Here is a 24,749-nt window from a genome sequence, read left to right as displayed (position 1 = left end):
TCATGTCTAAAGAACACCGTGTCTAAAGCCTGGTCGTCGGGTTCAGGCAGTCTCCCTCACCTCCTCTCGCTCGCGGGGCCTCCCGCACGACTCCCGCACCACCAGCTGGGTGGGGAGCCGCACGACGCGGGGTTGCTTTTCAGCCCGCTGCTCCATGTTTTTGACGATGATCTTGGCGGCGGTGCGCCCGAGTTCGTAGGCCTGCTGGGCCACTACCGTGAGGGCCGGGCTCACCAGGGGGGTCCACTGGGTCTCGTCGAAGCACACCACCGAGAGCTGGCGGGGAATCTCGAGGCCGACCTCCCGCACCGCCCGCAGCACCCCGCTCATCATCTGGGCGTTCTGCACGAACAGGGCCGAGGGCAGGCCGGGGCGGGCGAACAGTTCGCGGGCGGCCCGGTAGCCCCCCTCGGGGGTGTTGGCGCAGGTGAATACCCAGCGGGGGTCCAGGGATACCCCCCGGCGCTCCAGGCCCCCTTGGAAGCCCGCCAGGCGTTCTTTTCCGCTGGTGATGCTGGTGTCGCCGGCGATGACGGCGAAAGAGCGGTGGCCCAAGCCCAAGAGGTACTCAGCGGCGCTCGCGGCTCCCCCCAGGTTGTCCGAGAGCACCGAGGTGACCCCTCTGGCCCCGCTGATGCGGTCGACCTCTACCACGCGGGTGCCGCCTTTGACCAGGGCCTCGATGCGTTGGCGCTGGGCGGTACCCCGGGTGGGCTCGATGATGATGCCCTTCACCTGGAAACCCCGCAGCACCTCGAGATAGCGCGCCTCCTCCTTCGGATCCTCACCGGAATTGCACAGGATGGTAGCAAAGCCGCGCTCGCTGGCTACGTCCTCCACCCCCTTGGCTACCTCGGCGTGAAAAGGCACCAGGATGTCGGAGATGATCAGGCCGATGGTGCGCGAGCCTTGCTTGCGCAGGCTGCGGGCGAGCTGGTTGGGAGCATAGCCCAGGGCCCGGGCGGCCTCGAGGATTCGCCTGCGGGTCTCGGGGGTCACCATCTCGGGCCGCGTCAGCGCGCGGGACACGGTGGATACCGAAACCCCGGCGCGGTTCGCCACATCCTCCAGTCGCACCATCTCGAGTCCAACTCCCCTTTCACGGAGTCAAGGTGGAGCAAACATCTCCTGCTGCAAACGTTTGCAGTATTTATACCCCTCGCCCCCCCGCCTGTCAAGCCCTTGCACCAGCTGACCTCTCATCAGTTTGCTCTTGCCAGCCAAAGGAAAAGGGGCTTGGGTAAGGTGTGTGGAACCACAAGCCCCTTTCCATCACACCACGGCTCTCGGCTTGGACACAAACCCTCTTTCCGCACCAACCCGGCCCTGTTCCTCAAGGTACGCTATCGCGTGACCGGCGCCTTTCTGCTCCACCCCCCTGCCCGCCCTACCCTCAGCGCCTACGCGCGAAACCTGCCCCTGCCCTACAGCGCCCAAGCCAAGCTCAACCGGCTCTGGCGCTACCTCCGCCACCCCGCCCTGCAAAACCCCTGGATCCTGACCCGGGCCCTGCTCCCCCTCCTCTCCCCCCGGGCGGCAAAGGGCAAGTTGCTTCCCCTGCTCGTGGACTGGACACCCCTGGAGGATGGAAAGCATCAGGCTCTGGTCGCCGCCTTACCCCTGAGGGGGCGGGTCCTGGTGGTGGCCTTCGAGGTGTGTCCCTCCTCCCCTTGGCCCAGCGCAAGCCGGGTTGAGGCCCGCTTCCTTTACCGGCTCACCGCGTGGGTGAAGGAGCTCGGCTTCGTTCCCCTTTTCCTGGCCGACCGGGGGTTTGACGCCACAGCCCTGCTCAAGCGGCTCAAGGATTGGGGTGCGGCCTTCCTCATCCGCCTGAAGGGCACCGTCAGCGTGGTTTCGGAAGAAGGTGAACGCTTCGTGCTTAAGGCCCGGTATCCCCGGGTGCCCGCACCCTTCTCCTTCCGGGCTAAGCTCAAGGGTGAGGTTCCGGTGCACCTGTTCCTAAGCCAGGAGGGGGAGGAGCCCTGGTATCTGGCCCTAAGCCTGCCCGAGGGATCCTTCTTTGAACCTCAGGGGTATGCGTGGCGGATGTGGATTGAGGAGGGCTTCCGGGACCTGAAGGGGGCAGGCTTGGGTCTGGACCGGCACCTTTTGCGGACCCGGGCAAGCCTGGTGGGGTGGCTTTCGCTTTTGTTCTTGGCCCAGGTGATGCTGGTGCTTTTGGGGGCGGGACTGGAAGGAAGGCCTTGGCTCCACCGCTTGGTCGCCCATCCCGAGCGGCAAAGCCTGTTCACCTTAGGCCGTTTGGCTCTGGCCCAGCCCCCGCCTGGGCTGAAGGGACACATCCTCAGGCTCTTCCATCGGGTGCTTGCAGAGCTGGCGGGGGGCAGAAAGGGAGGGCGAAAGTGATGAAAACTCAGGGACTACAGGTTATTGACAAGATTAACCGCCTTGTGTTATAGTCCTTTTTCGCCCGGCGGCGAAGCGCCTCGGCTACTTCTTCCAGGAAGCGGAGGAATTCCAAGAACAAACCGAGCGCACCCATCCCCGGGCTTCTCCAAGCACCTGTTATTAGGCTTTGGCGGCAGGTTAGCAAGCCACAATTCCAGTTAAAAATCCCAAACAATCCATTACGGCTTCTTCAGCCTTGAGGGTTTGGTCTTGACCCTGCAAGGGAAGGGAGGTTTTTGTGAGCTTCAACCCTTCTAGAACGTCCAGCTTGGTTTCCACCCACCAGGGCGGCCCGGGGTTTGCCGCAGACCCCAAGACCCAGTTACTTCTTCTGGTAGCCGGCAGCCTCTTTGACGGTGATCTTTTCTATGAAAGTGACCAGGGGCGCGCCGACCGCCTGACCTTCCTTGCGAAGCGTGTAACTCAGGAGGACCCTGCTTTTGTGGCCTTGCTTGCTGCCTACGCCCGTCAGGTCTTGGGACTTCGCTCGGGTCCCGCAGCGCTTCTTGCCCACCTCTTCTGGTGGGGGCCCACGGCCTTGGCCGAAGAGGTGGCCCCTAAGGTCTGGCTTCGCGGGGACGAGCACCTGGAGACCCTGGCCTACACCAGGCTCCAGGGGTGGAAGATCCGCAAATCCCTCAAGGTGGCCGTGGCCCAAAGGCTGAACCGCATGAGTCCTTACGCTCTGGTCAAGTACCGCAGGGAGGGGCATTCCTTCAGCCAGCGCGACGCCCTGATCCTGTGCCATCCTAAGCCCTTGAACTGGGCCCACGCCATGGTCTACGAGTGGCTAATCCGCGGCAAGAGGGCCCTTCCCGAAGCCCAGGCCCTCGTACAACGCCTTTTGGAGGAGCGCCCCTACTGGGAGAGGGTGCTTTCCCAGAGGGGAAGCCATCCTGAGACCTGGCGTCAAGTTCTGCCCTACTTGAAAGGGCTTTCTCTCCTGCGCAACCTTGGCAACCTCCACCGCCACGGCCTCTTGCAGAGTCCCGAGGTCTTGGAACATATCCTTACTCACCTGGGGTGCAAGGAGGAGGTCAAGCGCTGGCAGATCTTTCCCCACCAGTGGCTTCTTGCCATCTTCCGAGGGGAAGAGGAGGACTGGCCCTCACCGCTTTTGGCTGCTCTCGAGGAAGCCCTCGAGGCCACCCTCCCCGAGGTTCACCTGGAGGGCGAAAGCCTGGTCTTGGTGGATGTCTCTGGGTCCATGTACGCCTCCTTGAGCCAAAATAGCCAGGCCACCTATGCCCTAGCCGCGAGTAGCCTTGGAGCTCTTCTCTACCGGAGGCTCGGCGGAAGGTTGGTGGGGTTTGATGGCGCGGTCCATCCCGTAAGGGAATCCCGCGAGACCCCCATCCGGACCCTGGTCCAGACCCTTCTGGACAGCGGCGGGGGCGGAACGTATCTGGGTGGAGCCTTGCAGGAAGTTCTCCCCGGCTTCTCCGGGCCCCGCGTGGTGATCTTCACCGACGAGCAGGTAGCGGACGACGCCATGTCTCCCCTTTTCCGCTGGCTTCGCCAGGCCAACCACCACCGGGCTTACGTGATCAACGTGGCCGGATACGCTCCCTTGGCTTTTCCCCAGGAAGGGTTGGCACGCCTAGCGGGTTTCAGCGAACGCCTCTTAGAGCTTCTTCCGGTGATGGAGACCGGGGACGCGAGAACCTGGATGGAGCAGCGCTTGGCAGGGCTGCGCACGACAGCAAGTGTCGCGGGAGAAAAGGAGGATGAACGAGGTGAGAGCCATGGAGGGGAAAAAACCTTTGACGAAATCTTTGGTGCATGAGGTTCTTGTCGGGATTCCTGGCATCCGCCCCCTGTTTTCCCCCGAGGGGCACGCCTGCGTGATCTTCAAGAATTTGGACGACGATTTCTTCTTCACGGTGACCATGACATTAGACGGCCTCTTTGACGACGTGTTGGTCTTCATGGCCTCGTTGGAAAACCCCCCTCACCTTTCCGAGGAGACCGCCTTGCGCCTTGCGAACCGCTGGAACGTGGAGCGCCGCTGGCCTCGGGTGTGGGTGAGGAAGGGCAAGATCTGGGCTGATTACCACCTGCCCTTGCCCACGGAAGTGGAGCCCGAGGTCCTCCATGTCCTCTTCGTGCACCTATTCCAAAGCCTTGTCCAGTTCTCCGAGTGGCTTGCGGAAAACAGCGAACCGAGTTCCCCGATAGTTATGGCCTGAAAGGAGGGAACATGGAAAGCAAAATTCGGCCCATTACCCGGGATCTTATCTGTCAGGTTCTGGACGAAATAGATCTTCGTTATCTCCGAGACAAGGACGGGGACTTCATCCTGGCGTTTCGGGATGAGGGTAACCTGGGCATGTCCCATATGGTCTCTGTGGCCTTGCAGGGCCACAGAGAGGAGGTGCTCGCCTTAGCGGTCTTCTTTTCTCAGCCCCCTTCCCTGCCCAGGCAGGAAGTTTTGGAGAAGCTGAACCAGTGGAATGCGGAAAGGCGGTGGCCACGGGCTTTCATCAAGGATCAGCACATCTTTTTGGACTTTCACTTGGATCTTGAGGCGGGCGTGCATAGGGAGCTCTTCAGGGATACGCTCCTTTGCTTTCTCCGGGGGGTGGCCCTTTTTCACCTTTGGTGGGAAGGAAGAGAAGGGAAGGACCCGATGGAGAACCTGCTGCGGACCATTCTCCGTCGGCTTAGGGAAAGTTAGGAGGTAACAGATGCCGATCAAGTTCAACCCTTACACCGGAAAGTACGAGTTCGCCGAGGAGGACCACGAGCCCGTGCAGAACGAGTACGAGGGCGGCTACGAGATGGGTTACCAGGACAAAACGGGCTACTCCCCCTTCACGGGCCACTATAGCAAGAAGGGAGAGCGCCTGGTGGACAAGTTCAACCCCTACACCGGGCGCTACGAGCAGGTGCCGGAAGACTGGGAGATCCGCTATAACCCCTACACCGGAAAGTACGAGTTCGGACCCAAGGAGTAGGAGGGAATCTTGGAACTGGACCGCTACTTTGGCCTCAAGCTTTGGGAAATTGCCCGGCGATTGGTGGAAAAAGTGCGCTCCCTTCCCGTTCCCGCCGAGGAGGACGAAGAAAAACCGTTTAGGGCGTTCTTCATGTTCTCCGTGGAAGAAACCCCTTGGGATATCTATCTGCGCCGTCTGGAACGCTTTACAGAAAAGGGGGTGTGGGGGCTATAATGCCCCCCACTTCAGTGGGGGGATACATGGACCCCCGCTCAGTTCATCGAACGATACAATGAAGGAGATGACCAAAGCCGAGCGCATCCGGGCTTCTCTCCAAGCGACCAAAGAGCGCAGGAAGCAGCAGCGGCCTCTGGTCATCAAGCTCAAGCTCCAGAACCTCTCGAAGGAGCAGGAAGCCAAGGTGCACCGGGCCTTCCTGGAGGCGTATTTTCGCCGAGCGTAGCGAGGGGAAGCCAAGTGGCTCTACAACTGGCTTTTGGAGAACCCCGAGGAGAGGCTTAAGCTCGAGGCCGGGAAGCTCAAGACGGTCACGGTCAAGGTGGGGGAATCCCAAGAGACGAGGGAGCTTATCCAGCTAGGCTCTCAGGTCAAGCAGGGCATCCAGGAAGAAATCAGAAGGAGCCTGCGCTCCTTAGCCGCGCTCAAAAGGAAAGGACACCGTGTGGGCCGGCTCAGGTTCAAAGCCTTCGTCAACGCCCTCCCCCTCAAGCAGTTCGGTATCACCTATAGCTTCAAGGAAGGGCAGAAGGTTTCCATCCAAAACCTCGAGGAGTTCAGGGTCCTGGGTCTCCGCCAGATCCCCCAAGATGCCGAGATTGCCAATGCGGTTCTCGTCAGGAAGCCGAGCGGGTTCTACCTGCACGTCACAGTCTACACTCCCAAGAACCCGCCTTCCTCCGAAGGAACGAAATCCAAACCTATCGACAAACCTATTGGCCTAGATTTTGGAGTCAAGCACCAGTTAACCCTCTCCAACGGCCTCCGCTTCGGCTACGAGATCCCCACCTCCAAGCGCATCCAGAAGCTCCAGCGGAGGCTCGCGCGGCAGGAGAAGGGATCAAAAAACCACAACCACACCCGCCACCTGCTGCGGCGGGGGTACGAGCGGCTCTCTAACCGGAAGAAGGACATCCAGAACAAGCTCATCGCCTTCCTCAAAGGCTACGCTGTCGTTGCTTTCCAGGACGACCAGGTAAAGGGGTGGCAGGAAGGGCTCTTCGGTCGGCAGGTCCAGTCCACGGCCATCGGCGGGTTGAAAGCCAGGCTCAGGGAAAGCCTGGCGACGCTGGTGGTGGACCGGTACGAGGCCACCTCCCGGGAGTGCTTCCGCTGCGGGTCCCGGTTTGACCTCACCCTCTCCGATCGGTGGGTACACTGTTCGTGCGGGTGGGAGGCCGACCGGGACCGCAACGCGTCTCTGGTCATCCTCAGGAAAGGGCTTGGCCTGAGCCCCGATCAGGCCCTAGGGCTGGACCGGCCCGAAGCGACGCCCCTGGAGATGAAGGCCGCTGTGCGGACGGTGGGGAGCAATCCCTACGTGCGCATAAGCCTTGTCGGCGAAGGGGGAAGCCTCCCGCTTTAGCGGGGGGAGGAGGTCACTGAAGTGTTTTTCCGAAATCCCGAGGTACGCGAAGCCTTCCGAAAGGTGGGCCTCGAGGCGTGTGAGGTAGGCGGCTTCTGGCTCATGATGGACAGCCTACAGTTTTTCCGCCAGAAGGTGGAAGCGGAACTGGGACCGTCTTTCCCCGAAAAGTACTATCCCCATCACCTGGCCGAAGTCGTAAGCGGTTACTGGTCGGGGATCTGTAAGTGGCAGCGCTAAGGCCTTTTAGGAGGGGGTATTGGAGCTTCAGGTCACGGATATCATCAGCTTCGTGCGCCTACAGTTTTGCGACAGGCATCTGGCCTTCCGGCAGGGTAAGGCCCGGGAGCGGGTTGCGCCCATCCTCGCCCGCTTCCCGGTCGGGATGGACCCCACCCATCAGGAGGTGGGGCTGGGAGCTGAGGAGGCCCTGGAAAGGCTCCTGGCCAAGGAGGGCGTGCAGGAGGCGGGAAGAGGGCTTTCCTGGAAGGCGTGGTGTGCTCGGCTCCAAGAGGCTAGGCCCGGGGTCAACCTTTATGCCCGGGAGGTGGAGATCGAAGGGCGGGTGGGGGCCTTCGCCCTAAAGGGGCGCATGGACTTCGTCCTTCTCCTCTGGCAAAGGAGGCCTTCCTGGCCAGCCTCGCCCTCTCCGAGGAGCTGGCCGGAAGCCGCCTCGAGACCCTCTTCCTGGACGAGGGCTTTGGCACCCTGGACGCCGAGACCCTGGAGCTGGTGGGCGGGGTCCTGGAACGCCTCGGAAGCCAGGGCCGGATGCTGGGGGTCATCACCCATGTGCAGGGGTTGGCCGAGCGCTTCCCCCACCGCCTGCGGGTGCGCAAGGCCCGGGGGGAGAGCGAGGTGGTGTGGGAAACCTGAGCGACGACATCTGTCGCCCCCCTCCCCTACCCTGGGGGCAAGGAGGTAGAAGAGATGAGCCAAAAGCTTGCCCCCATTTCCCGGGTAGCCCTGTTTGTGGACGGTCAAAACCTCTTCTTCGCCATAAAAAAACATGGCCTTCCCCTCCCCCTGGACTACGAGCAGCTGGCCCAGGCCCTGGCTCTAGACCACGGCCTGTTGGTGAAAAAGTTTTATGTCACCGGAGTCTGGATAAGCCCAGAGGAGCGCATCGCTCAGCGTCCCTTCCTGGACGCCTTGCGCTATAGGGGCTGGAAGGTGGCGGAAACCCGGGTGGAGGAGAAGCCCAGAGGCAAGGTGGAGAAGGAGTCGGATGTGGCCCTGGCCTGGGAGATGGCGGCGGATGCGTTGGCGGACTGTTGGGACACCCTGGTCTTGCTCTCGGGGGACGGGGATCTGGCCTATGCCGTCCGCCAGGTGGGGCAAAGGGGGAAGAGGGTGGTGGTGGCGCAGTTCCAGGACTTCATCTCCCTCCACCTGGCAAAGGCGGCCCACGAGGTAAAGCTCCTGAGCGAGGCCGATCTGCAACGCTTCTCCTACCGCAAAAGCGCCTAATATGGAGCGGCCACCCCCTTTCCTGCCCAAAGCCCTAGCCTTGGCGGAAAACCCTCCCTTCTTCACCCGCCGCAAGGACGGCCTAATCCTCATCGGCTACCAGGAGGATGGCCTCGTCAGGGACCTCGCCTGGGACGAGGAGACCCGGGAGCTCCGGGGGATCATCTACCGCGAGGCCACGGGCGCGGTGATCTCCCGCCCCTTCCACCGCTTCTTCAACGTGGGGGACCCCCGGAGCGGGGTGGACCCCCAGCGGCCTCTAGGCCCAGGGGATCTCCTGGCCCCCAAGGTGGATGGGCGGCTCTTCCAGGTCTTCTTCCTGGAAGGGAGCTTGCGTCTGGCCACCCGGGGAAGCCTGGAGCTGGCCAAGGCGGAGCGGGCTTCTTGGCGGAAGGCCTGGACCGAGGACCACGAGCGCCTGGCCCAAAGGGCCCAGGAGGCCTTGGGACCGGTGACCCTGCTCTTTGAGGTGGTGGACCCCGAGCGCCCCATCCTGGAGCACCCCCAGGAGGCGGCCGCGGTCCTGCTAGCGGTGCGGCACGTGGCGACAGGGCGTTACGGGCTGCCCGGGGCCTCGGAAGTCCTGGAGGAACTCCTCAAGGGGCTTAAGGTCCCCCGCATCGCCTGGGCGCCCGCTCCTTTGGGGGAGACGGTGGGGTCCTTGCACGAGCACATCCGGAAAGAGGCGGGGCGGGAAGGGTTCGTCCTTTGGCTTGCGGAGGGGGACTTCCTCAAGCTGAAGACCGACTGGGCCCTGGGCATTCCCAAAGAGCGAGGGCGCGCGCGGGAGCTGCGGCAGGCCTTCCTCGAGGCCTTTCTGGAAAGGCGCCTGGACGACCTGCTCTCGGCCCTGGAGGACGCCCAGGAGAAGGGGGCGATGGCCGAGCTGGCCGCCAGGCTCGAGGAGCTCCTGGCCGAAGCGGTGCAGCGGGCAGAAGCCCACAAGGGCCTGCCCCCAAAAGAGGTCTACGTCCGCCTCGAGGCCACCCTCCTAGGCCAGCCCATGGGGCCTTTGCGCCTCCGCCTGACCATGGGCGCCCACAGGGCCGGGAGGGAAGGGGCCTGGAGGGTCCTGGAGGGGGCCCTTAGGGCCCGGAGGGTTTCTTTGCTGGAAGAACTCCTGGCCTCGCCGCCGGGATTTATGCTGGAATAAACCCCTTCAGGGGTGTATGGGGGAAGCATGGGCCACGCGGACACCAAAACCCGGCGGCTTTTCCAGATGATTCACCTTCTCAAGCAACGCCCTTGGACCACGGCGGAATTGGCGGTGCGGCTTGGAGTAGAGCAGCGAAGCGTACAGCGCTACCTGCACGACATAGAAGAGCTGGCCCCCGACCTCGGCCTGGAGCCGATCCAAGAGAAGGAAAGTTACTTCCTCAAGGACCGCACCCCCATCCTCACCCCCTTTGACCTCCTCTTCTACTTCGTGGCCCAGCGTTTCTTCTTTCACCAGGCCCCAAGCCGCAACCTCTTCTTCCTCCGCCGCCTCGAGGCGCTCCTGCAACACTTCCCCCAACACATCCGGCAGCTCGCCGCCTCGGAACTGGAGCGCTACCGGGATCGGGCGAAAAGCGGGGACCGGGCCTTAGAGCATGTGTTTCAGGCCTGGCAGGAGCACCGGGTGCTGGAGGTGGAGTACGAGGACTTCCAGGGAAGGGTGCGGAAGCGCCAGCTGGAGATCTGGTTCGTGGAGGTCAACCGCTGGAACCTGGGCCTTTACGCCCTGGCCCGCATCCGGGGAAGCTCCCACTCCCACCCCAGCCTCTACAAGCTCACCCGCATGCGCAACACCCGCGTTTTGGAGGAAACCTACGAGATCCCCCCGGATTTCGCCCCCCAAGACTACCTGGGCGGGGCCTGGGGTGCCTCCCTGCATACCCCGGGCACCCAACAGGTAAACGTGCGGCTCCGCTTCGCCCCGGAGGTGGCCCGCCGTCTCGAGGAAGGGGACCTGCCGGAACCCCTGCAACGGGGCCGCAACCCCGACGGGAGCCTGGAGCTGGTCTACCGGATCAACACCGACCAGAAAGGCTTTCCCTTCGAGATCCTGGGCTGGGTGCTCTCCTGGGGAAGTCTGGTGGAGGTCCTGGAGCCGGAAAACCTCAGGCTTCGCTGGAAGGAAGAGGTGCTGCGCCTGGCCGAGCGGCTCCGGGAAGAGGATTAGGCGACACTATCTGACGCCAAGGGAGAGCATCCTGGGGAACGAGGAGGTGCAGTACCAATGGGCAAGGAGAAAGCCGGGATCGGCCTCGAGCTGCGTCTGAACCAAGCTGTGGTGAAGGGGAAGGCCTTTCTGAAGGTAGAGGTGAAGGCCCGACGGCGCCGTCCCCTGACCCCCGGGGTGGCCCTGGTGCTGGATCGCTCGGGGAGCATGGCGGGAAGGAAGCTGGAGGAGGCGAAGGCGGCGGCCCGCCACCTCCTCTCGGCGCTCTCGCCCAAGGCCCGCCTGGGCCTGGTGGCCTACGACCACGAGGTTACGGTGGGCGGTTTTGCCCGCCAGGAGGTGGCGGGCTTCCTTCGGGACCTGGAAGCCCGGGGCACCACCGCACTTCACGCCGGCTGGGCCAAGGGGGTTGAAATTCTAAAGGACGAGAAGCGCCCCCGGGTAGTCTTCCTGCTCTCGGACGGGCTGGCCAACCAAGGCCTTACCGACCCCGAACGCCTGGCCCAGGAGGCGAAAAAGGCCGCGGCGCGAGGGGTGTACACTTTCACCCTGGGGTTTGGCGAGGCATACGATCGCCATCTCCTGGCGGGCATGGCCCAAGCCGGGGGAGGCACCCACCACTACGTGGCCCAGGGGGAGCTTCTGCCCACCCTGGTCACGGAGATGGCCTTTCTCGAGGGGCCGGTCAACCTGGGGGTGCGCCTGGCCCTGGGGAAGAACGTCCATCACCTGGCTCCCTTCGCTCCGGGGGAGGAGCGGGTCCTCCTCCTCCCGGTGGAGGGAGAGGCCCTGGAGGTAGCCGAACGCCTGCCCGAAGATGTGAGGCGTGTCCACCTTCCCCTGCCCGAGCCCACGGCGGAGGAAAGCCCGCTCTGGAAGGAGGCCGAGCTGGAGGTCTTGCTCCTGGAAGGAGCTCAGCTCCTGAAAACCGAGGCCACTTCCCCCGAGGAGGCCTCGGGCTTGAAGGAGCAGGCAGAGACCCTTCTTGCCCACCTCCGGGCTCACCCCTTGGGGAAAACTCCCCGGGTCCAGGCCATGGCCGAGGCCCTAAGCGCCTTCTCCGAGGGCACGGAGCTCTTGGCCCAGCGCTTCGACCCTGGAGTCTCCGACCGCATGGCCCGGGAAGGGCTGGCCTACTCCAGCCAGATGCTCTATCAAAGCCGCCCTCCGTCGTACAGGAGGCGCTTTTAGCCGCGTTCAAATCGCACATGAGTGGCGAGCCACCCTCAATATAATCCCCAGAAGGAGTCTCGGTTATGAATCGCCTTTTCTGGGGATTCTTCCTCGCTTGCACCCTCTCCGCTTGGGCGGCCACCTGCCAGGTGACCCCCACCCAGGCCAAGGTTCCTCCCCTTCTTCCGGAGAGCTATCGCTTCGTTTTCGTGGTAGACACCTCTGGCTCCATGATGGGCCGGGGGGACGGGAAAGCGGTGATCTTCCCCAAAGTACAGCAGGAACTCCTCCGCTTTTTCCGGACCCTTCCTCCGGGCTCCGAGGTGGTCCTTGTTCCCTTTCACCAAGGGCCGCAGGGTGAGGCCCGGTTTCGCTTCCCGGAGGAACGCGCCCAGGCAGAGGCCTACGTTCGCCGTCTTCAGGCCAACGGCCAGAACACCTGGATCTACCGGACCCTGGTCCGCTTGCTGGAGGGGTCTAACCAGAAGCCCGGTCTGGCCACGGCGATCTACATCTTCACCGACGGTGTAGACAACGACCGCACGGGACCTTACCGCATGCGGGACGTGGTGGAGCGCCTCAAGCTCAAGCAGGGGCCTTACGACTGGGTCTACTACGTGGCCTTGGGAGTGGAGGTTCCCCGGGAGGTCCGGCAGGGTCTGGGCAGCCTCCCCCGGACCCGCATAGAGGAGGCCCAAGTAGGGGAGGTTCCCAGGCTGGGTGCCTACACGGTTAAACCGACGGTTCTGCGCCTGGGTAACCTGAAGCTGAACCCGGTGGCCGAGGTTCCTCTCCTCCTGGAGGCCCAGGGCTCCCCGGGTCCTCTAAGGCTCCGGGTGGAGGACGCGGCCCTTCAGGAGAAGGGGGCTTTCCTCCAGGTGGAGCCCAAAACCCTGAGCGCCGGAAGCCACACCCTCCGCTTCCGCCTGCAAGCCAGCTCTCCCCTACCGGACGGCACCTACACCCTCCGGCTCTGCCTCGAGGCCCCCCAGGGCACCGTGCTGCGGCCCGAGGTGCTGCGGGTGGAGCTGGCCTACCATCCCCCGGCCACCTACCGCCTGGTGCCCCTGGAGGTCCCCCCGGCCCTGACCCTAGGACCGGGCCAGAGCGCGGTTCTGCGTTACCGCCTCGAGGGCAACCCCTGGGCCCAGGAGCCCCTGGTACTGGAGGCAGGGGTCCCGAAGGGGCTCGAGGCCCGGATCAACGGCCAGGAGGGGCCGGTCTCCCTCCGCCCGGGGGAAGAGGCGGCCTTGACGCTGGCCAACCAGGGCCTAGCCCCGGGGACGCCGGTGACGCCCACCCTCAAGGCCCAGGCCCCCGCAGGGGCCCAGGTGGAGGCCCTCCCCTCCCTTCCCTCCGTCACCCAGCCCATAACCTGGCTGGACCGGCTCCGGCAGCTGTGGTGGCTCTGGCTTCTCCTGCTCCTCCTCCTGGGGGGGCTTGTGTACTACTCCCGGCGGGGCCGCGGCCCCTGGGGCGATGCCACCCTCATCAGCCCCCCACCCGAGTGCGAAGAAATACCCCTCTCCCTAAAAGGGCGGGTGGATCTGGGCAAGACCTCCGGGAGGGAGGCACTCAACAGGGTCGAGCTGGAGCATAGACAGGGGAAGGCCTATCTGGTCGGTCTACCCCCAGGTTTCCAGGCACGAGCAAGCGGCTTGAGGGTACAGGAAAACGAGTCCCTCCAAAAGGGAGAGGTGCTGGAGCTAAAGGAAGAGGCCACCGGCCAGACCTGGACCCTCCGCCTAGACTGGATCCGGTAGGAAGGAGCGAGCATGCTCAAGGAAAGCCCCGAAAAGGAAGTCCGCAAGCTCAAGCGCACCGTGCTGATCGGCCTTGGGGGTACGGGGAAGCGGGCCCTGCTCCAGGCCAAAAAGCGGTTTCTGGAGACCTTCGGCGAGGAGCCCCCGCTGATCAAGTTTTTGCTCATCGACACCACCAACGCCAACACCGACTCCCTCCGGGTGGAAACCCCTGACGGACAGGAGGTCAAGGCCCGCCTCAAGGCCAGTGAGGTACTCCACATAGAGGCCCGAGGAGCGAGCCTCCTGCCCCAAGTTCACGACGAGGTGCGCACCTGGTTCCCCCCCAAGGCCGACCTCAAGGCCAATATCCTCTCCGGAGCGGGCCAGATCCGGGCCCTGGGCCGGTTGGCCCTCTTCGCCAACGCCGCCACCGTTTACGAGAACCTGCGCGATCTTTTGGCTTTGGCCCGGGACTACCTGGACGAGCGACCCTCGGAGGAGCGGCGCTACATCTACGAGACCTACTCTCCTCACCTCACCGTGGTCCTGGTGGGCTCCCTGGCCGGGGGCACGGGTTCGGGGATCTTCCTGGACATGGCCTTCGTACTCCGGGAGCTGATGAAGGACGAGGACCAGCTCTTCGGCTACTTCCTCCTGCCCGACATCTACCTGAACCGCCCCGGGACCCAGAACGTGGAGGCCAACGCCTACGCCGCCTTGAAAGAGCTGGACCACTTCATGAGCCGGGAGGACACCTGGTCCTATACCTTCGGAGGGCACAGGATCCAGGTGCGCAAGAAGCCCTTTGACATGCTCTTCCTGGTCAACCGGCAAAACCGGGCAGGCAAGACCTTCAACGAGGTGGAGGATCTGGCGGAGCTTTTGGGTCTCGGCCTCTATCTGATCAGCGGGCCCCTGGGGAAGGAGCTGGCCGACGTCTTTGACAACATCGTCCACCAGCTGAACGAGCAGAAGGGCAAGTACTACGGCAAGACCGCCCACTACGCCAGCTTCGGGGCAGCCGAGCTTCGCTTTGACCCGGAGAGCGTAGCCAGCGAGGCCAAGCGGGAGCGGGCCATCGCCACGCTGGAGGGGTGGCTGAGCTCCAGGGCCCCCTGGACGGCCTGGGTAGTGGGGAAATTCCTTGACCAGCTCAAGGACAAGATTTTAGAGCAGGACGAGAGGGGGGAACCCCCGATAAGCCCTCCTGGCTCCCCCGGAGAGGAGGCGTCAAGATGGTCAGAGTACAGGAGCGCCCTGGAGAGCCAGCGGCAGAAGATGAAGGAGCAAGCCCTCAACCGCTGGGAGGACCTGGATCTGGAAGCCCCTTTGGAGGAAGCCTTCCGGGACCACAACCTGCCCGACCTCCTACAGGGCCTCGAGGAGGCCCTGAACCAGGTAAAAAAACATATCGCCCAGCTCCAGCAGGAGGCTAAGGATGCAGACAATCGGTTTAAAGAAACGGTAGAACAGGCCGGTAAAGCCATATCTCAGGCAAATAACCGACCCAGGGGATGGTTCTGGCAGCGATCCCAGGCGCAAGAACCCTACCTCACCCGCAAAAGTATCGCAAACCTGTGGAACCTGGCCACCGAAGCAGGCATCGCCTCGGCCCGCCTGGAGCTGGCCGAAAGGACCAAGAGGCAGATCGCCGAGAGGAAAGAGAAGCTAGAGAACCTCCGCCGCCGTTTGCAAGAGGAGCTGGATAAGCTCCTCCAGCAGAAAGAGGCCCCAGGTGAACCGGGCCAAAGGGGCCAGGACCGCAGTCCTTTCATCCTGACCCTGCCACCCCCCTACCTGGAGGCCAAGGGGGGAACGGCTGCCAAACAGGTCCACCGCCCTAGCCCTGGCCTGAGGGAACTCCTGCAGGATACCCAAGGGACGGTCCAGAAGCTTTTGGAAGGCTCCAAGGTTTCCCTCCGCGAATGGCTGGCGGAGGTGGTGCGCCACCGGGAAACCGACGCCGCTCTTTGGGAGGCGGTGGAGCGCACCTTCCGCGAGCTGGACCAGCTCTCCTCCCCGGCCTGGGACTACGAGGACGCCTGGGTTTCCAACCCCGGGCTGGGCTACAGGGAGCAGGTCCATATCATGGGCCTCGAGGACGCCAGCAACCGGGACCACCCCCTGGTGGGCGATGAGGAACTCATCAACGTCTTCGCCGGCAACCTCCACGACCGGATGCGCCTGCAAGGGGTCTCCACCGGGGACCCTAGGCGAGTGCTCTTCTACAAGGTAGAGGCCTCCATCCCCGCCTTCGCCCTCCGAAACATAGAGCGTTACCGGGAACGTTCCGAGCGGCTCCGTGGGGAGCGGAGCTTCCACGTACACCGGGACTGGGAAACCACCCTTCCCGACCTCCTCCCCCTTCCGGAGCGGGAGGAGGCGGTGGCGGTGTGGACCAAAGCCCGCCTCTTCGGCCTCCTGACCAAAAAGGACGGACAGTACTGCTTCCCCGATCACCGCCGCGGCAAAGACCAGTTCTTCAGCCTGGGGAGTCGGCCGGGAGAGGCCTTCAAGGCCCTCTCCCAGGACTTCTTCGCCTTCAAGGACTTGGAAGCCCAGGTCCGGACAGAAGAGGCCAGCAGGAAGGCTTCCACGGAAGGGATCAGGGGGGTTCTGGACAACATCCTCCGCATGAAGGAAGACCGCCACACCAAGCTGGAGAGCGCCGCCGAAAACTGGAGCGAGGAGGACCGGGAGGTATTCCGGCTGGAGCTCGGCGTGCTCGAGGGGTTGGAAAAAGAGCTCGCCCACTACAACCCTTCCCACAGCGAAGACAACTTCATCCCCGTTTGAACCATGCTCCACCCCACCTTGGTGGTACCCCTACCCGGCTTAGGAGAGGAACTGGTAGAGCGGGCGGAACCCCTTTGGCGGAAGCGGCTCCAGAAGGAGGGATGGGAGGTGGGTGGCGCGGGGGAGTGGCGCCCAGCTCTGGAAAGGCTCCTCTCCTTGGACCGGATTCTGTCCCTCAGGGCCAAAGGGGTAGCGGTGGACCCCAGCCTGAACCTGGTCCTCTTGACCCGGGGCGGGGACGAGGGGTTACCAACCCTTGTGCAGGAGCTGGAGGAGACCCTTCTTCGGGACAAACACCGGGATCTGGAAGTGCGGCTCCATCTGGTCCTCATCCTACGGGAGCCCGAGGACCTTCAAGGCCTGCAGGCCTTTCCCCCGGATCCCCGGTACCCCCTGACCTGCCGGGTCTGGCCGGTGTCCTACTGGTCCCGCGACAGCCTTCACCTTGCCCGCGAGGAGTACCTATACCTCTGGGTACAGCACTTCGTGGAAGCCCTGGTCCAGACCGAGGCGCCCCTGGACCCCCAGATCGGCAGGGACTGGGTGGGTCTGGGCATCGCCCGCCTGGAATGGGCTAAGCCCAAGGTGGCGGAGATCGGCCAACTGCTCTGGGAAAAGATTCAGCACACCCGCCTGGGCCCCGCTCCGGAGATCCCCCCTCCCCCGGCCTGCCCGTCCCTGGACCACAAAGAACCCATCCTTCCCGAGAGAACCGAATGTCGGTTCTTTCCGCAGTGGCGGGGCAAGGACTGGGAGGAGTTCCGGCAGAAGCTCTTCCAAAAAGGGGAGAAGGCCTTGGACACCCTGCTGTTTCCCTGGGAGGCCTCCTACCCCTTGGAGGCGGGCCGCCTGGCCCTCCTCCGGGGCATCCCTGCCCTCAAGGAGACCCGGGAGACCCTGGACCAGGCCCTGGCCCAGGGAAAGCACAGGCGAGAGGCGGCCCTGGAGGAGTTGGACCGGGTGCTGGGCCTCGAGGGCCAGCGGGCCCGCCTGGCCCGGCTGGAGAGGCGGAAAGCCCGGGGAAAGCCCGTGGACCCGGAGGAACTCCGCCGCTTGCGGGAGGCCCTGGCCCAGGTGGACCGGGCGCTGGAGAGCGGAGACCTGAACCTCTTTCTGCAAAAGGACCCCGAGGCCTCCCAGGCCCAGGCCCGCCTGGCCGAGCTTAGGGCCAAACACTCGGAGTGGCAGGAAAAGTGGGACCAGATGGAGGAAAGCACCAAGCCGCCCGAACCTTCGGGGAGCCAGCGGAAGACGGTATGGGATTGGCTAAGGGCGAGGCTTGGGCAGCCGCGTCCCCAGCGTGAGGAGGCAGCGGAGGCCCAGTTCGACCGGAAGTATCTGTGCGACCGCGGGTGGGCGGTGCTGCGGGAGGCCCACGAGGTCCAGGGGGTGTACACCCGGCGCTTTCTCCATTACCTGGAGCTTCGGCAGCAGGTGATCCTCCTTGGCGGCTACCGCGAAGCCTTGGTCCGGGAGCGGAACCGGGTGGTCCACCTTTTGGAAGCGGTGAAGCATTTTGCGCCCCGCTTCCCCGCCGAGGAGGAAAACCCCCTGGTCCTGCGGGTGACCGCTGGGGAGATGCCCCCGGAGCTCCTCCGGGAGTCTGCCGGATCCTTGGTGGCCTCCGGAGCCCTGGAGGCCCTTTGGGACCAGGACGAGGACGCCCTGCATCAGGCCCTGGAGCAGGAAGCAGACCGCCTGGCCCAGGCCTTTTCCCCACCTTCCGCGTTCCGGGTGCCGGAAATCCCCTGGCAGGCTCTGGTGCTGGCCGCTTCTCCGCGGGTGCGCCTGTGGAACTGGCCCGAACACCGTCGCTACGCCTACGTGCTGGGAAACCCCCAGGGCCACCGCTGGGGCGAGCCCTACGGCAAGGAGGCCTGGCTTCCCGGGGAAACCGTCCTGCTGCGCATGATCTACTCCCTGGCCCCCGAGCACCTGGCGGAGGAAGCGGACCCCTTTGTACCCGGATTTTCCTCTAACCCCCCAGAGGGGATGGGCCCCGACACCCCTTCCGCGGTGGGGCCTCCCCTCAAACCCCCGGAGGAAGTCGTCCGCGACAACCCCTTGGTAGACGCCCTGTTGACGGAGGTGGAAGATGGCTGAGGACCCCCTCCTGGCCAAGGCCCAGGAAGCCTTTCCCAACCAGGTGGTGCTGAAGTCTCTCACACAGGAAACCCTTTTCCAAAGGGTGCCCCGGTTCGCGGTGGAAAACCTCCTGGCCCACGCGGGAGGCACCCCCGAGGCAGTGGGAAAGGTGCGCAAGATCCTGGAGACCCGTTACCTGGGACCGGGACACGGGGAGTGGATCAAAGACCAGCTGCTCCGCCACGGACGCTTCGTGCTCATTGACCGCCTCGAGGTCCAGGTGGATCTGGGCTCGGGCACCTACCGGGCGCACCTGCCCAGCCTGGGGGATTACCCGGTGGAGGTACCTCTCCAGCTCACCGAGGAACACCCTGGGACGCTCTTCGGCCTGTGGGGGACCGTAGAGCTGAGCTACGCCGCAGGGAGGGTTAGGCTGATGCAGTTTTACCCCTTCCAGGCCTCCCTCCTGAGCCTGGACCCCTACCTGCGGGGCCGGGCGCGCTTCTCCGAGGGGGAGTGGATGGACTTCCTCCTGGGTAGCGTGGGCCTCAACCCAAAGACCCTGTCCCGCCGGCTAAAGCTTCTCTACCTGGCCCGGCTTGCCCCCTTGGTGGAGCCGGGCCTCCACCTGATGGAGCTGGGGCCCCGGCAGACGGGCAAGACCTACCTGCTGCGCAACACCTCCTCGGAGACCTTCGTCATCTCCGGGGGCAAGGTGACCCCGGCGGTGCTCTTCTACAACCAGCTCACCCGGAAGCCCGGGCTGGTGCCCACCTACCAGGTCCTGGTCTTTGACGAGATCGACCACACCGCCTGGGAAGACCCCTCCATCGTCTCCATCCTGAAGGACTACATGGAGTCCGGCCAGTTCAGCCGGGGCGGGCGCACCCTGGTGTCCGAGGCCTCCTTGGTGTTTCTGGGAAACACCGACTCCGACCGCGTTCCCTTGACCAAGGTGCTCCCCTTTGGCCTGCGGGGGGACACGGCATTTCTGGATCGAATCCATGGTTTTCTTCCCGGGTACGAGTTCCCCAAGATCACCCCGGAGATCCTCTACTCGGGGCCGGGCCTGGTGGTGGACTACCTCTCGGCGGCCTTCCGGCTTCTCCGCGGACGGCCGGTCCAGCCGGACCTCGAGGCTCCCCCGGGCTATACCCAGCGGGACCTCCGCGCCCTGCGGAAGTGGGTTTCGGCCCTCTGCAAGCTGGTCTACCCGGCTGGGGACTGGAGCCCGGGCTTTCTGGAGGAGGCCCGGGAGTTGGCCCTGGAGCTTAGGGAGCGGGTTTACGCCGAGCTTCACCATTACAACCCGGAGGAGTTCCCCCACCGTCCCCTGGAAAACCTGGACCAGGACCGTATCTCCTGGGAAGAGCTCCCCTCCCTCCTGGCGGAGGAATACCGGGGGCTCTTCTCTGCCCTAAGGGACCTCGGCCTACCCCCACCCCACGAGGGGCCGGAGGACCTGGTAGAAAGTGGCCGGGTGGTAGGCCAGTCCCTGGCCCGCTGGGGTAAGCGCCGCCTGGTACCCCCGGGCCTGGGGCGGTTTGGCCTCGAGGTGGCCCCCGAGGCCGACCCGGAAACGGTGGCGCAGGCGCTTAGAGGAAGGTGAGTGAAGATGGGAACTCCGGTTATCGGCCTCAGCGAAAGCTTCTGGAAGGCGAGAAAGGCCCTCACGCCCGAGGAACAGAGTCTCGTGGATCATTCCCTGATGAAGTTCATGGAAAACCCGGAGCATCCTGGCCTTAGGCTCCACCGCCTAGACGCGCTACCGAAGTCGAAGGCCAAGGTCCTCTGGTCCCTTCGGGTCAACGACGACATCCGCATGATCCTCTACCGCCACGAAACGGGCTGGATCCCGGTCTACGTGGACCACCACGACCCCGCCTACGACTGGGCCAGGCGGCACGAGGTGGAGGTCAACGCCAAAACCGGCGAGCTGCAGATCTACCGCACCATAGAGCAGGTCAAGGTGGTCACCCGCGAGGTGCGCCCGGTCCTGGCGGGCCACAGTCGCGAGTACCTCCTGGACCTCGGGGTGCCGGAGTCCTACGTGGACCCCCTTCTCATGGCCGAGGAGGGCCAGTTTGAGGAGCTGATCTCCGGGCTCTCCGCCCTGGTACAGGAAAGGCTCCTGGAGCTGGCCACGGGCCGCCTGGTGCCTGTCCCCCCCAGGCTCCGTACCATCGAGGAGCTGGCCAACCACCCCTTGGGACGCCAGCAACTCCTCTTCCTCCGCAACCTGGAGGAGCTGAAACGGGCCCTCTCCTACCCCTGGGAGCAGTGGATGGTCTTTCTCCACCCGGCACAGCGGGAGGTGGTGGAGCAAACCTTCCGCGGTCCGGCCCGAGTGACCGGCAGCGCGGGTACCGGCAAGACCGTGGTGGTGGTCCACCGAGCCAAGGTCCTTGCCGAGCGCTACCCAGAGGAGCCCATCCTGGTCACCACCTTCAACCGCTTCCTGGCCGCCCGGCTGCGCCGGGCCCTGGAGCAACTGATGGGCCAACTGCCCCCGAACCTGGAGGTGGAGAACCTCCACGCCCTGGCTCACCGTCTGTACGGGAAGCTAGGGGGGACGGCAAAACTGATCCCGGAAACGGACGCCATCTTCCGGGAACTGCTCCATACCCATACCCAAAGCTTGGGCTTCCCATACGCCTTCCTGCTGAGCGAGCACGCCCTGCTGGATAGCCACGGCCTCTACACCTGGGAGGCCTACCGCTCCTTTCCCCGGGTGGGCCGGGGCGTGCCCCTCACCGCCCGCCAGCGGCTCGCCCTGTTCCAGGTCTTCCAGGCCTTCTGGCAGGACCTGGAAGCGCAGGGCTTCCTCACCTTCCAGCGCCTCCTCCACGAGGTGCGAAAAGGGGTGGAGGAGGGGAAGCTGCCCCGCTACCGGGCCATCCTGGTGGACGAGACCCAGGACTTCGGCCCCGCCGAGCTCCTCTTGGTGAAGAGCCTGGCCCCGGTCGAGGAGGACGGGCTTTTCTTCGCCCTGGACCCGGCACAGCGGATCTACCGCAGCCCGCTCCCTTGGCAGGCTCTGGGCCTGGACATCCGGGGACGTTCCCGTCGCCTCAAGGTCAACTACCGGAGCACCCGGCAGGTGGTGGGGTTGGCGGAGCGGATTCTCCCCAAGAAGCTGGAGGAGGAGCAGCGAGAGGTACTCTCTCTCCTCCAGGGCCCGGAGCCGGAGGTACGTGGTTTCACCCGGGAGGAGGAGGCCCTGGAGGAGCTGGCCAGGTGGATCCGCTGGCTGCTGGGCCTGGGATGCGAGCCCCGGGAAATCGCCGTCTTCGCCCGCGTGCGGGAGCTGGTGCGGAAGCTTGCCGATTACCTGAACCACCGAGACATCCCCGCCGGAGCGGCGGAGGAAAGCGAGGTGGAAGGGGTGTACTGCAGCACCGCCCACGGGGGCAAGGGGCTGGAGTTCCGGGCGGTGGCCCTCTTCGGGGCGCAAAAGGGACTCTTCCCCTTAGAAAGCTTGTTGCGGGACCTGGAGGGGGAGGAGCGGGCGGTGCAGGAGGAAAAAGAGCGCCACCTCCTCTACGTGGCCCTCTCCCGGGCCCGGGAGCACCTTTGGGTAGGCTACGTGGGCGAGCCTTCCCCCTTCCTCGGAGGTGAGGGATGAACCTGGAAGACCTCCTCCGCCCCGGGGCCCTTTTCCGCGCCCGGGGCCGGGATTTCCGCCTCGAGCACCGCCAGGGGGACGTGCTCTTCGCCCGGGCGGTGGACACCGAGGAGGAGGCCCTCTTCTACCTGCCCCTCGAGGGCCCCGGCCTCCGCCTCACCACCCTGGGCCTGCCCCCGGCCACCCCGGGGGACCCCGCCCTGCACGACCTCCTCCTGCGGGCTTTGGACCTCTCCACCCTCCACGCCGACGCCCCCTTCCTGGCCCTCCAGCGCTCCCGGGTGGTGCCCGCCAACTACCAGCTCGTGCCCTTGCTCATGGCCCTGCGCCAGCCCGAGGTGCGCCTCCTCATCGCCGACGACGTGGGCCTGGGCAAGACGGTGGAGGCCGGCCTCATCGTCAAGGAGCTCCTCCTCCGCAACAAGGCCCGGCGGGTGCTGGTCCTGGCCCCGGCCCACCTCCTCCCCCAGTGGCAGGAGGCCCTAAGGCGCTTCTTCCACCTGGAGTTCGCCATCCTTTCCGGGCCCAACCTCAAGCGCCTGGCCCGGACCCTCCCCCCCGGGGCCAACCCCTGGGCCCACTTTGACCGGGTCATCGCCAGCGTGGACTACGCCAAGCAGGACGGGGTGCGCCACCTGGTCCTCCACCAGGACTGGGACCTCCTCCTGGTGGACGAGGCCCACATGGCCGCCCGTCCCCCCACGGAGCGGGGCAAGCAGATGGAGCGCTACCGGCTGGTGCGGGAACTCTCCCGGCGGGTGCCCCACCTCCTCCTCCTCACCGCCACGCCCCATAGCGGCCACAGCGAAAGCTTCCAGAGCCTTCTTGAGCACCTGGACGCCGGGCGGCTCGGCCTTTTCAAGGGGGGCGTTCTGGACCGGGAGGCCGCCAAGAAGCACGTGGTGCAGCGGCGCCGGCGGGACGTGGAGGACTGGTTCCGCAGGGAAGGCAAGCCAAGCCCCTTCCCCGAGCGGGAGGCCCGGGAGGTGCCGGTGGAGCCCAACCGGGCCGAGCTGGAGCTCTTTGAGGCGGTGCGCCGCTACCAGGCGGAGGTCTACGACCCCGACCCCGCGAAGGTCCCGGTCCTTGGGCGGTGGCTTTCCATGCACCTCATGCGCCGGGCCACCAGCTCCCCCCGGGCCCTGGAGCAAAGCCTCAAGCGGCGGAAGGCCCTTCTGGAAAACGCCTTAAGCGCCCAGGAGGCCACGGACGAGGAGGCGGCGGCCCTCTTTGACGGCGTCCCCGACAAGCTCTTGCCGGAGGAAGCGGAGGTGGGCCTCGAGCTCACCCTGGCGGACCAGGCCCGCCTGGAGGCGGAGAAGGCCTACCTGGAGGTCCTCTTGCGCCACCTGCGCTCGTGGCGAAAGGACAGCAAGCTAGAAGCCCTCCTGGAGATGCTCAAAGACCCCTTGCGCCTAGGGCGGGGGCGCACCCTGGTCTTCACCCGCTACAAGGACACCCTGGACTACCTGGTGGAAAAGCTCCAGGAAGCCCTCCCCTACCCCGTCTTCGCCGTGCACGGAGAGATGCGGGAGGAGGAGCGGGAGGCGGTGCTGGAGGCCTTCGTCCGGGAAAAGCCCGCCGTCTTGGTGGCCACCGACGTCTTCTCGGAAGGCCTAAACCTCCAGCACCACGCCTCCCAGCTGGTCCACTACGACCTCCCCTGGAACCCCAACCGCCTGGAGCAGCGCAACGGGCGCATAGACCGCTTCGGCCAGCCCGAGCCCGTGGTGCGCATCCGCACCCTCTACTACGAGCGCTCCTTTGACGTGGCCGTCTTCCGCCTCCTCTTGGAAAAGGCGGAAAGGATCCGGCGGGAGCTCGGGGTGGTGCCCGCCTTCTTCGGGGAGGAGACCTACCTGAGGGCCCGCCTCGAGGCCCTCTGGCAAAGGGACTGGCGGGGGGAGCGCCGGCTGCAGGCCCCCCTCTTCGCCGAGGAGGAGGCGCCCGAGTGGGAGGCAGCCTATAGGGCCGTGCGGGAAGGCTTCTACGGCCACAGCGAGTTCAGCCTCCCCGACGTGGAAAACCGCCTGCAAGAGGCCCTGAAGCGGGCGGGAAGCCCCAAGACCCTGGAAAGCTTCGTGCTGGACGGGCTCCGCTACCTGGGCTGGCAGGTGGAGGGGCAGGACCCCTACACCGCCCAGCGGGGGGCCGGGGAGCCGGTGCCGGGGCTTCCCCCGGAGTTTGGCCCCTTTAGCTTTGACCCCCAGGCCCCCCTGGGCGTGGAGGTGCTGGACCTGGCTCACCCCCTGGTGGAGCACCTGGTGGGCCACCTCCGCTTCCGGGCCTACCGGGACCTGGACGGGGCGAGGACCGCCCTTTTGGCCCTGCCCCCCGGCGCCGGCGAGCCCGTGGCCCTCTACCACTTCCGGGCCCGCTTCCTCGGGCCCAAGGGGGAGGTCCTGGAAAGCCTCTTCCGCAAAGGCGTCCGCCTCCTGGACCTGAAGGAGCTCCCCCCGGAAAAGACGGAAGCCCTTTGGCAGAACCGCCGCAAGCAAGCCCCGGCCCTAAGCCGCCAACAGGCCCGTATCCTGGCGGAGGAGGCCCTTAGGGCCCCCCTGGAGGAGCTGGGGCCAAAGGGGGCCCTGGAGGTGCTGGCCCGGCTTAGGGCGGAGCGGGAGGCCCTGAAGCGGGACCTGGCGAGGGCCTACGGCACCCTGCCCGAGGCCTTCCAGGACCTGGACCGCCTCGAGCTTCTAGGCCATGAGCTTCTGGCCATCACCCTACTGGCCTAAAGGAG

The 24,749-nt window shown here is 65.1% G+C and carries 20 protein-coding genes and 1 pseudogene; 20 read left to right on the top strand and 1 reads right to left on the bottom strand.

All coding sequences use genetic code 11. The features are described 5' to 3' along the window. Positions 1–42: 42 nt before the first annotated feature. The gene (locus tag DNA98_RS15575; RefSeq protein ID WP_110532316.1) at positions 43–1,080 is read right to left on the bottom strand and encodes a LacI family DNA-binding transcriptional regulator; all 1,038 of its coding nucleotides are present in this window, start codon (positions 1,078–1,080) and stop codon (positions 43–45) included. A 270-nt stretch (positions 1,081–1,350) separates the two neighbouring features. Between DNA98_RS15575 and DNA98_RS15570 the strand changes: the two genes are divergently transcribed. From DNA98_RS15570 to DNA98_RS18425, 20 genes and pseudogenes are all read left to right on the top strand, one after another. Continuing rightward, positions 1,351–2,367 (top strand): IS4 family transposase, encoded by a 1,017-nt coding sequence (locus DNA98_RS15570; protein ID WP_158531664.1) that lies wholly within the window; start codon positions 1,351–1,353, stop codon positions 2,365–2,367. A gap of 484 nt (positions 2,368–2,851) precedes the next feature. After that, positions 2,852–4,195: a TROVE domain-containing protein gene (locus DNA98_RS15565; RefSeq protein ID WP_233493248.1), complete on the top strand. Its 1,344-nt coding sequence runs from the start codon at positions 2,852–2,854 to the stop codon at positions 4,193–4,195. Beyond that, positions 4,188–4,598 carry a YbjN domain-containing protein gene (locus DNA98_RS15560; protein WP_158531663.1) on the top strand — a complete coding sequence of 137 codons (411 nt, stop codon included), beginning with the start codon at positions 4,188–4,190 and terminating at the stop codon, positions 4,596–4,598. Before DNA98_RS15565 ends, DNA98_RS15560 begins: the two co-directional genes overlap by 8 nt. Positions 4,599–4,609: 11 nt before the next feature. Continuing rightward, positions 4,610–5,086 (top strand): YbjN domain-containing protein, encoded by a 477-nt coding sequence (locus tag DNA98_RS15555; RefSeq protein WP_110532313.1) that lies wholly within the window; start codon positions 4,610–4,612, stop codon positions 5,084–5,086. 10 nt (positions 5,087–5,096) lie between these two features. Further along, complete coding sequence (locus DNA98_RS15550) at positions 5,097–5,366, top strand: hypothetical protein (protein WP_110532312.1); 270 nt, start codon at positions 5,097–5,099, stop codon at positions 5,364–5,366. A gap of 9 nt (positions 5,367–5,375) precedes the next feature. Then, positions 5,376–5,582: a hypothetical protein gene (locus tag DNA98_RS15545; protein WP_110532311.1), complete on the top strand. Its 207-nt coding sequence runs from the start codon at positions 5,376–5,378 to the stop codon at positions 5,580–5,582. Positions 5,583–5,649: 67 nt separating this feature from the next. Further along, positions 5,650–5,811: a hypothetical protein gene (locus DNA98_RS17955; RefSeq protein ID WP_199489403.1), complete on the top strand. Its 162-nt coding sequence runs from the start codon at positions 5,650–5,652 to the stop codon at positions 5,809–5,811. A 33-nt stretch (positions 5,812–5,844) separates the two neighbouring features. Continuing rightward, positions 5,845–6,951, top strand: a complete 1,107-nt coding sequence (locus DNA98_RS15540) for a zinc ribbon domain-containing protein (protein WP_199489402.1) — start codon at positions 5,845–5,847, stop codon at positions 6,949–6,951. 21 nt (positions 6,952–6,972) lie between these two features. Continuing rightward, positions 6,973–7,191, top strand: coding sequence for a hypothetical protein (locus DNA98_RS15535; RefSeq protein ID WP_110532310.1), 219 nt, complete (start codon positions 6,973–6,975; stop codon positions 7,189–7,191). A gap of 381 nt (positions 7,192–7,572) precedes the next feature. Continuing rightward, a pseudogene (locus DNA98_RS15525) lies at positions 7,573–7,827 on the top strand (hypothetical protein); the annotation flags it as partial. Between the two features lie 54 nt (positions 7,828–7,881). Continuing rightward, complete coding sequence (locus DNA98_RS15520; RefSeq protein ID WP_110532309.1) at positions 7,882–8,421, top strand: NYN domain-containing protein; 540 nt, start codon at positions 7,882–7,884, stop codon at positions 8,419–8,421. 1 nt (position 8,422) lies between these two features. Further along, positions 8,423–9,574, top strand: coding sequence for an RNA ligase (locus tag DNA98_RS15515; protein ID WP_110532308.1), 1,152 nt, complete (start codon positions 8,423–8,425; stop codon positions 9,572–9,574). Positions 9,575–9,601: 27 nt separating this feature from the next. After that, the gene (locus DNA98_RS15510; RefSeq protein WP_110532307.1) at positions 9,602–10,585 is read left to right on the top strand and encodes a YafY family protein; all 984 of its coding nucleotides are present in this window, start codon (positions 9,602–9,604) and stop codon (positions 10,583–10,585) included. A 57-nt stretch (positions 10,586–10,642) separates the two neighbouring features. Beyond that, entirely contained in the window at positions 10,643–11,776 is a 1,134-nt protein-coding gene (locus DNA98_RS18435; protein WP_110532306.1) for a VWA domain-containing protein, read from the top strand. A 65-nt stretch (positions 11,777–11,841) separates the two neighbouring features. Then, entirely contained in the window at positions 11,842–13,521 is a 1,680-nt protein-coding gene (locus DNA98_RS15500) for a VWA domain-containing protein (RefSeq protein WP_110532305.1), read from the top strand. A 12-nt stretch (positions 13,522–13,533) separates the two neighbouring features. Then, on the top strand, positions 13,534–16,299 hold the full coding sequence (locus DNA98_RS15495; protein WP_110532304.1) for a tubulin-like doman-containing protein: 2,766 nt from the start codon (positions 13,534–13,536) through the stop codon (positions 16,297–16,299). Between the two features lie 3 nt (positions 16,300–16,302). Continuing rightward, positions 16,303–18,402, top strand: a complete 2,100-nt coding sequence (locus tag DNA98_RS15490) for a hypothetical protein (RefSeq protein WP_110532303.1) — start codon at positions 16,303–16,305, stop codon at positions 18,400–18,402. Next, complete coding sequence (gene brxL, locus DNA98_RS15485; RefSeq protein WP_110532302.1) at positions 18,395–19,993, top strand: BREX system Lon protease-like protein BrxL; 1,599 nt, start codon at positions 18,395–18,397, stop codon at positions 19,991–19,993. Before DNA98_RS15490 ends, brxL begins: the two co-directional genes overlap by 8 nt. A gap of 6 nt (positions 19,994–19,999) precedes the next feature. Beyond that, entirely contained in the window at positions 20,000–22,009 is a 2,010-nt protein-coding gene (locus DNA98_RS18430; protein WP_110532328.1) for a 3'-5' exonuclease, read from the top strand. After that, positions 22,006–24,744 carry a helicase-related protein gene (locus DNA98_RS18425; protein WP_110532301.1) on the top strand — a complete coding sequence of 913 codons (2,739 nt, stop codon included), beginning with the start codon at positions 22,006–22,008 and terminating at the stop codon, positions 24,742–24,744. Before DNA98_RS18430 ends, DNA98_RS18425 begins: the two co-directional genes overlap by 4 nt. The last annotated feature ends 5 nt before the right edge of the window (positions 24,745–24,749 follow it).

Source organism: Meiothermus sp. Pnk-1 (assembly GCF_003226535.1).
In the GTDB taxonomy this organism is placed as follows: domain Bacteria; phylum Deinococcota; class Deinococci; order Deinococcales; family Thermaceae; genus Allomeiothermus.
Note: the sequence above shows the minus strand (reverse complement) of the source record. Positions and strands in the feature narration are given on the sequence as shown.

Coding starts and splice junctions, on each gene's coding strand:
- DNA98_RS15490 (WP_110532303.1), top strand. CDS start 16,303: ATGCTCCACCCCACCTTGGTGGTACCCCTACCCGGCTTAGGAGAGGAA.
- DNA98_RS15555 (WP_110532313.1), top strand. CDS start 4,610: ATGGAAAGCAAAATTCGGCCCATTACCCGGGATCTTATCTGTCAGGTT.
- DNA98_RS18435 (WP_110532306.1), top strand. CDS start 10,643: ATGGGCAAGGAGAAAGCCGGGATCGGCCTCGAGCTGCGTCTGAACCAA.
- DNA98_RS15515 (WP_110532308.1), top strand. CDS start 8,423: ATGGAGCGGCCACCCCCTTTCCTGCCCAAAGCCCTAGCCTTGGCGGAA.
- DNA98_RS15520 (WP_110532309.1), top strand. CDS start 7,882: ATGAGCCAAAAGCTTGCCCCCATTTCCCGGGTAGCCCTGTTTGTGGAC.
- DNA98_RS17955 (WP_199489403.1), top strand. CDS start 5,650: ATGACCAAAGCCGAGCGCATCCGGGCTTCTCTCCAAGCGACCAAAGAG.
- DNA98_RS15510 (WP_110532307.1), top strand. CDS start 9,602: ATGGGCCACGCGGACACCAAAACCCGGCGGCTTTTCCAGATGATTCAC.
- DNA98_RS15575 (WP_110532316.1), bottom strand. CDS start 1,080: ATGGTGCGACTGGAGGATGTGGCGAACCGCGCCGGGGTTTCGGTATCC.
- brxL (WP_110532302.1), top strand. CDS start 18,395: ATGGCTGAGGACCCCCTCCTGGCCAAGGCCCAGGAAGCCTTTCCCAAC.
- DNA98_RS15495 (WP_110532304.1), top strand. CDS start 13,534: ATGCTCAAGGAAAGCCCCGAAAAGGAAGTCCGCAAGCTCAAGCGCACC.
- DNA98_RS15550 (WP_110532312.1), top strand. CDS start 5,097: ATGCCGATCAAGTTCAACCCTTACACCGGAAAGTACGAGTTCGCCGAG.
- DNA98_RS18430 (WP_110532328.1), top strand. CDS start 20,000: ATGGGAACTCCGGTTATCGGCCTCAGCGAAAGCTTCTGGAAGGCGAGA.
- DNA98_RS15500 (WP_110532305.1), top strand. CDS start 11,842: ATGAATCGCCTTTTCTGGGGATTCTTCCTCGCTTGCACCCTCTCCGCT.
- DNA98_RS18425 (WP_110532301.1), top strand. CDS start 22,006: ATGAACCTGGAAGACCTCCTCCGCCCCGGGGCCCTTTTCCGCGCCCGG.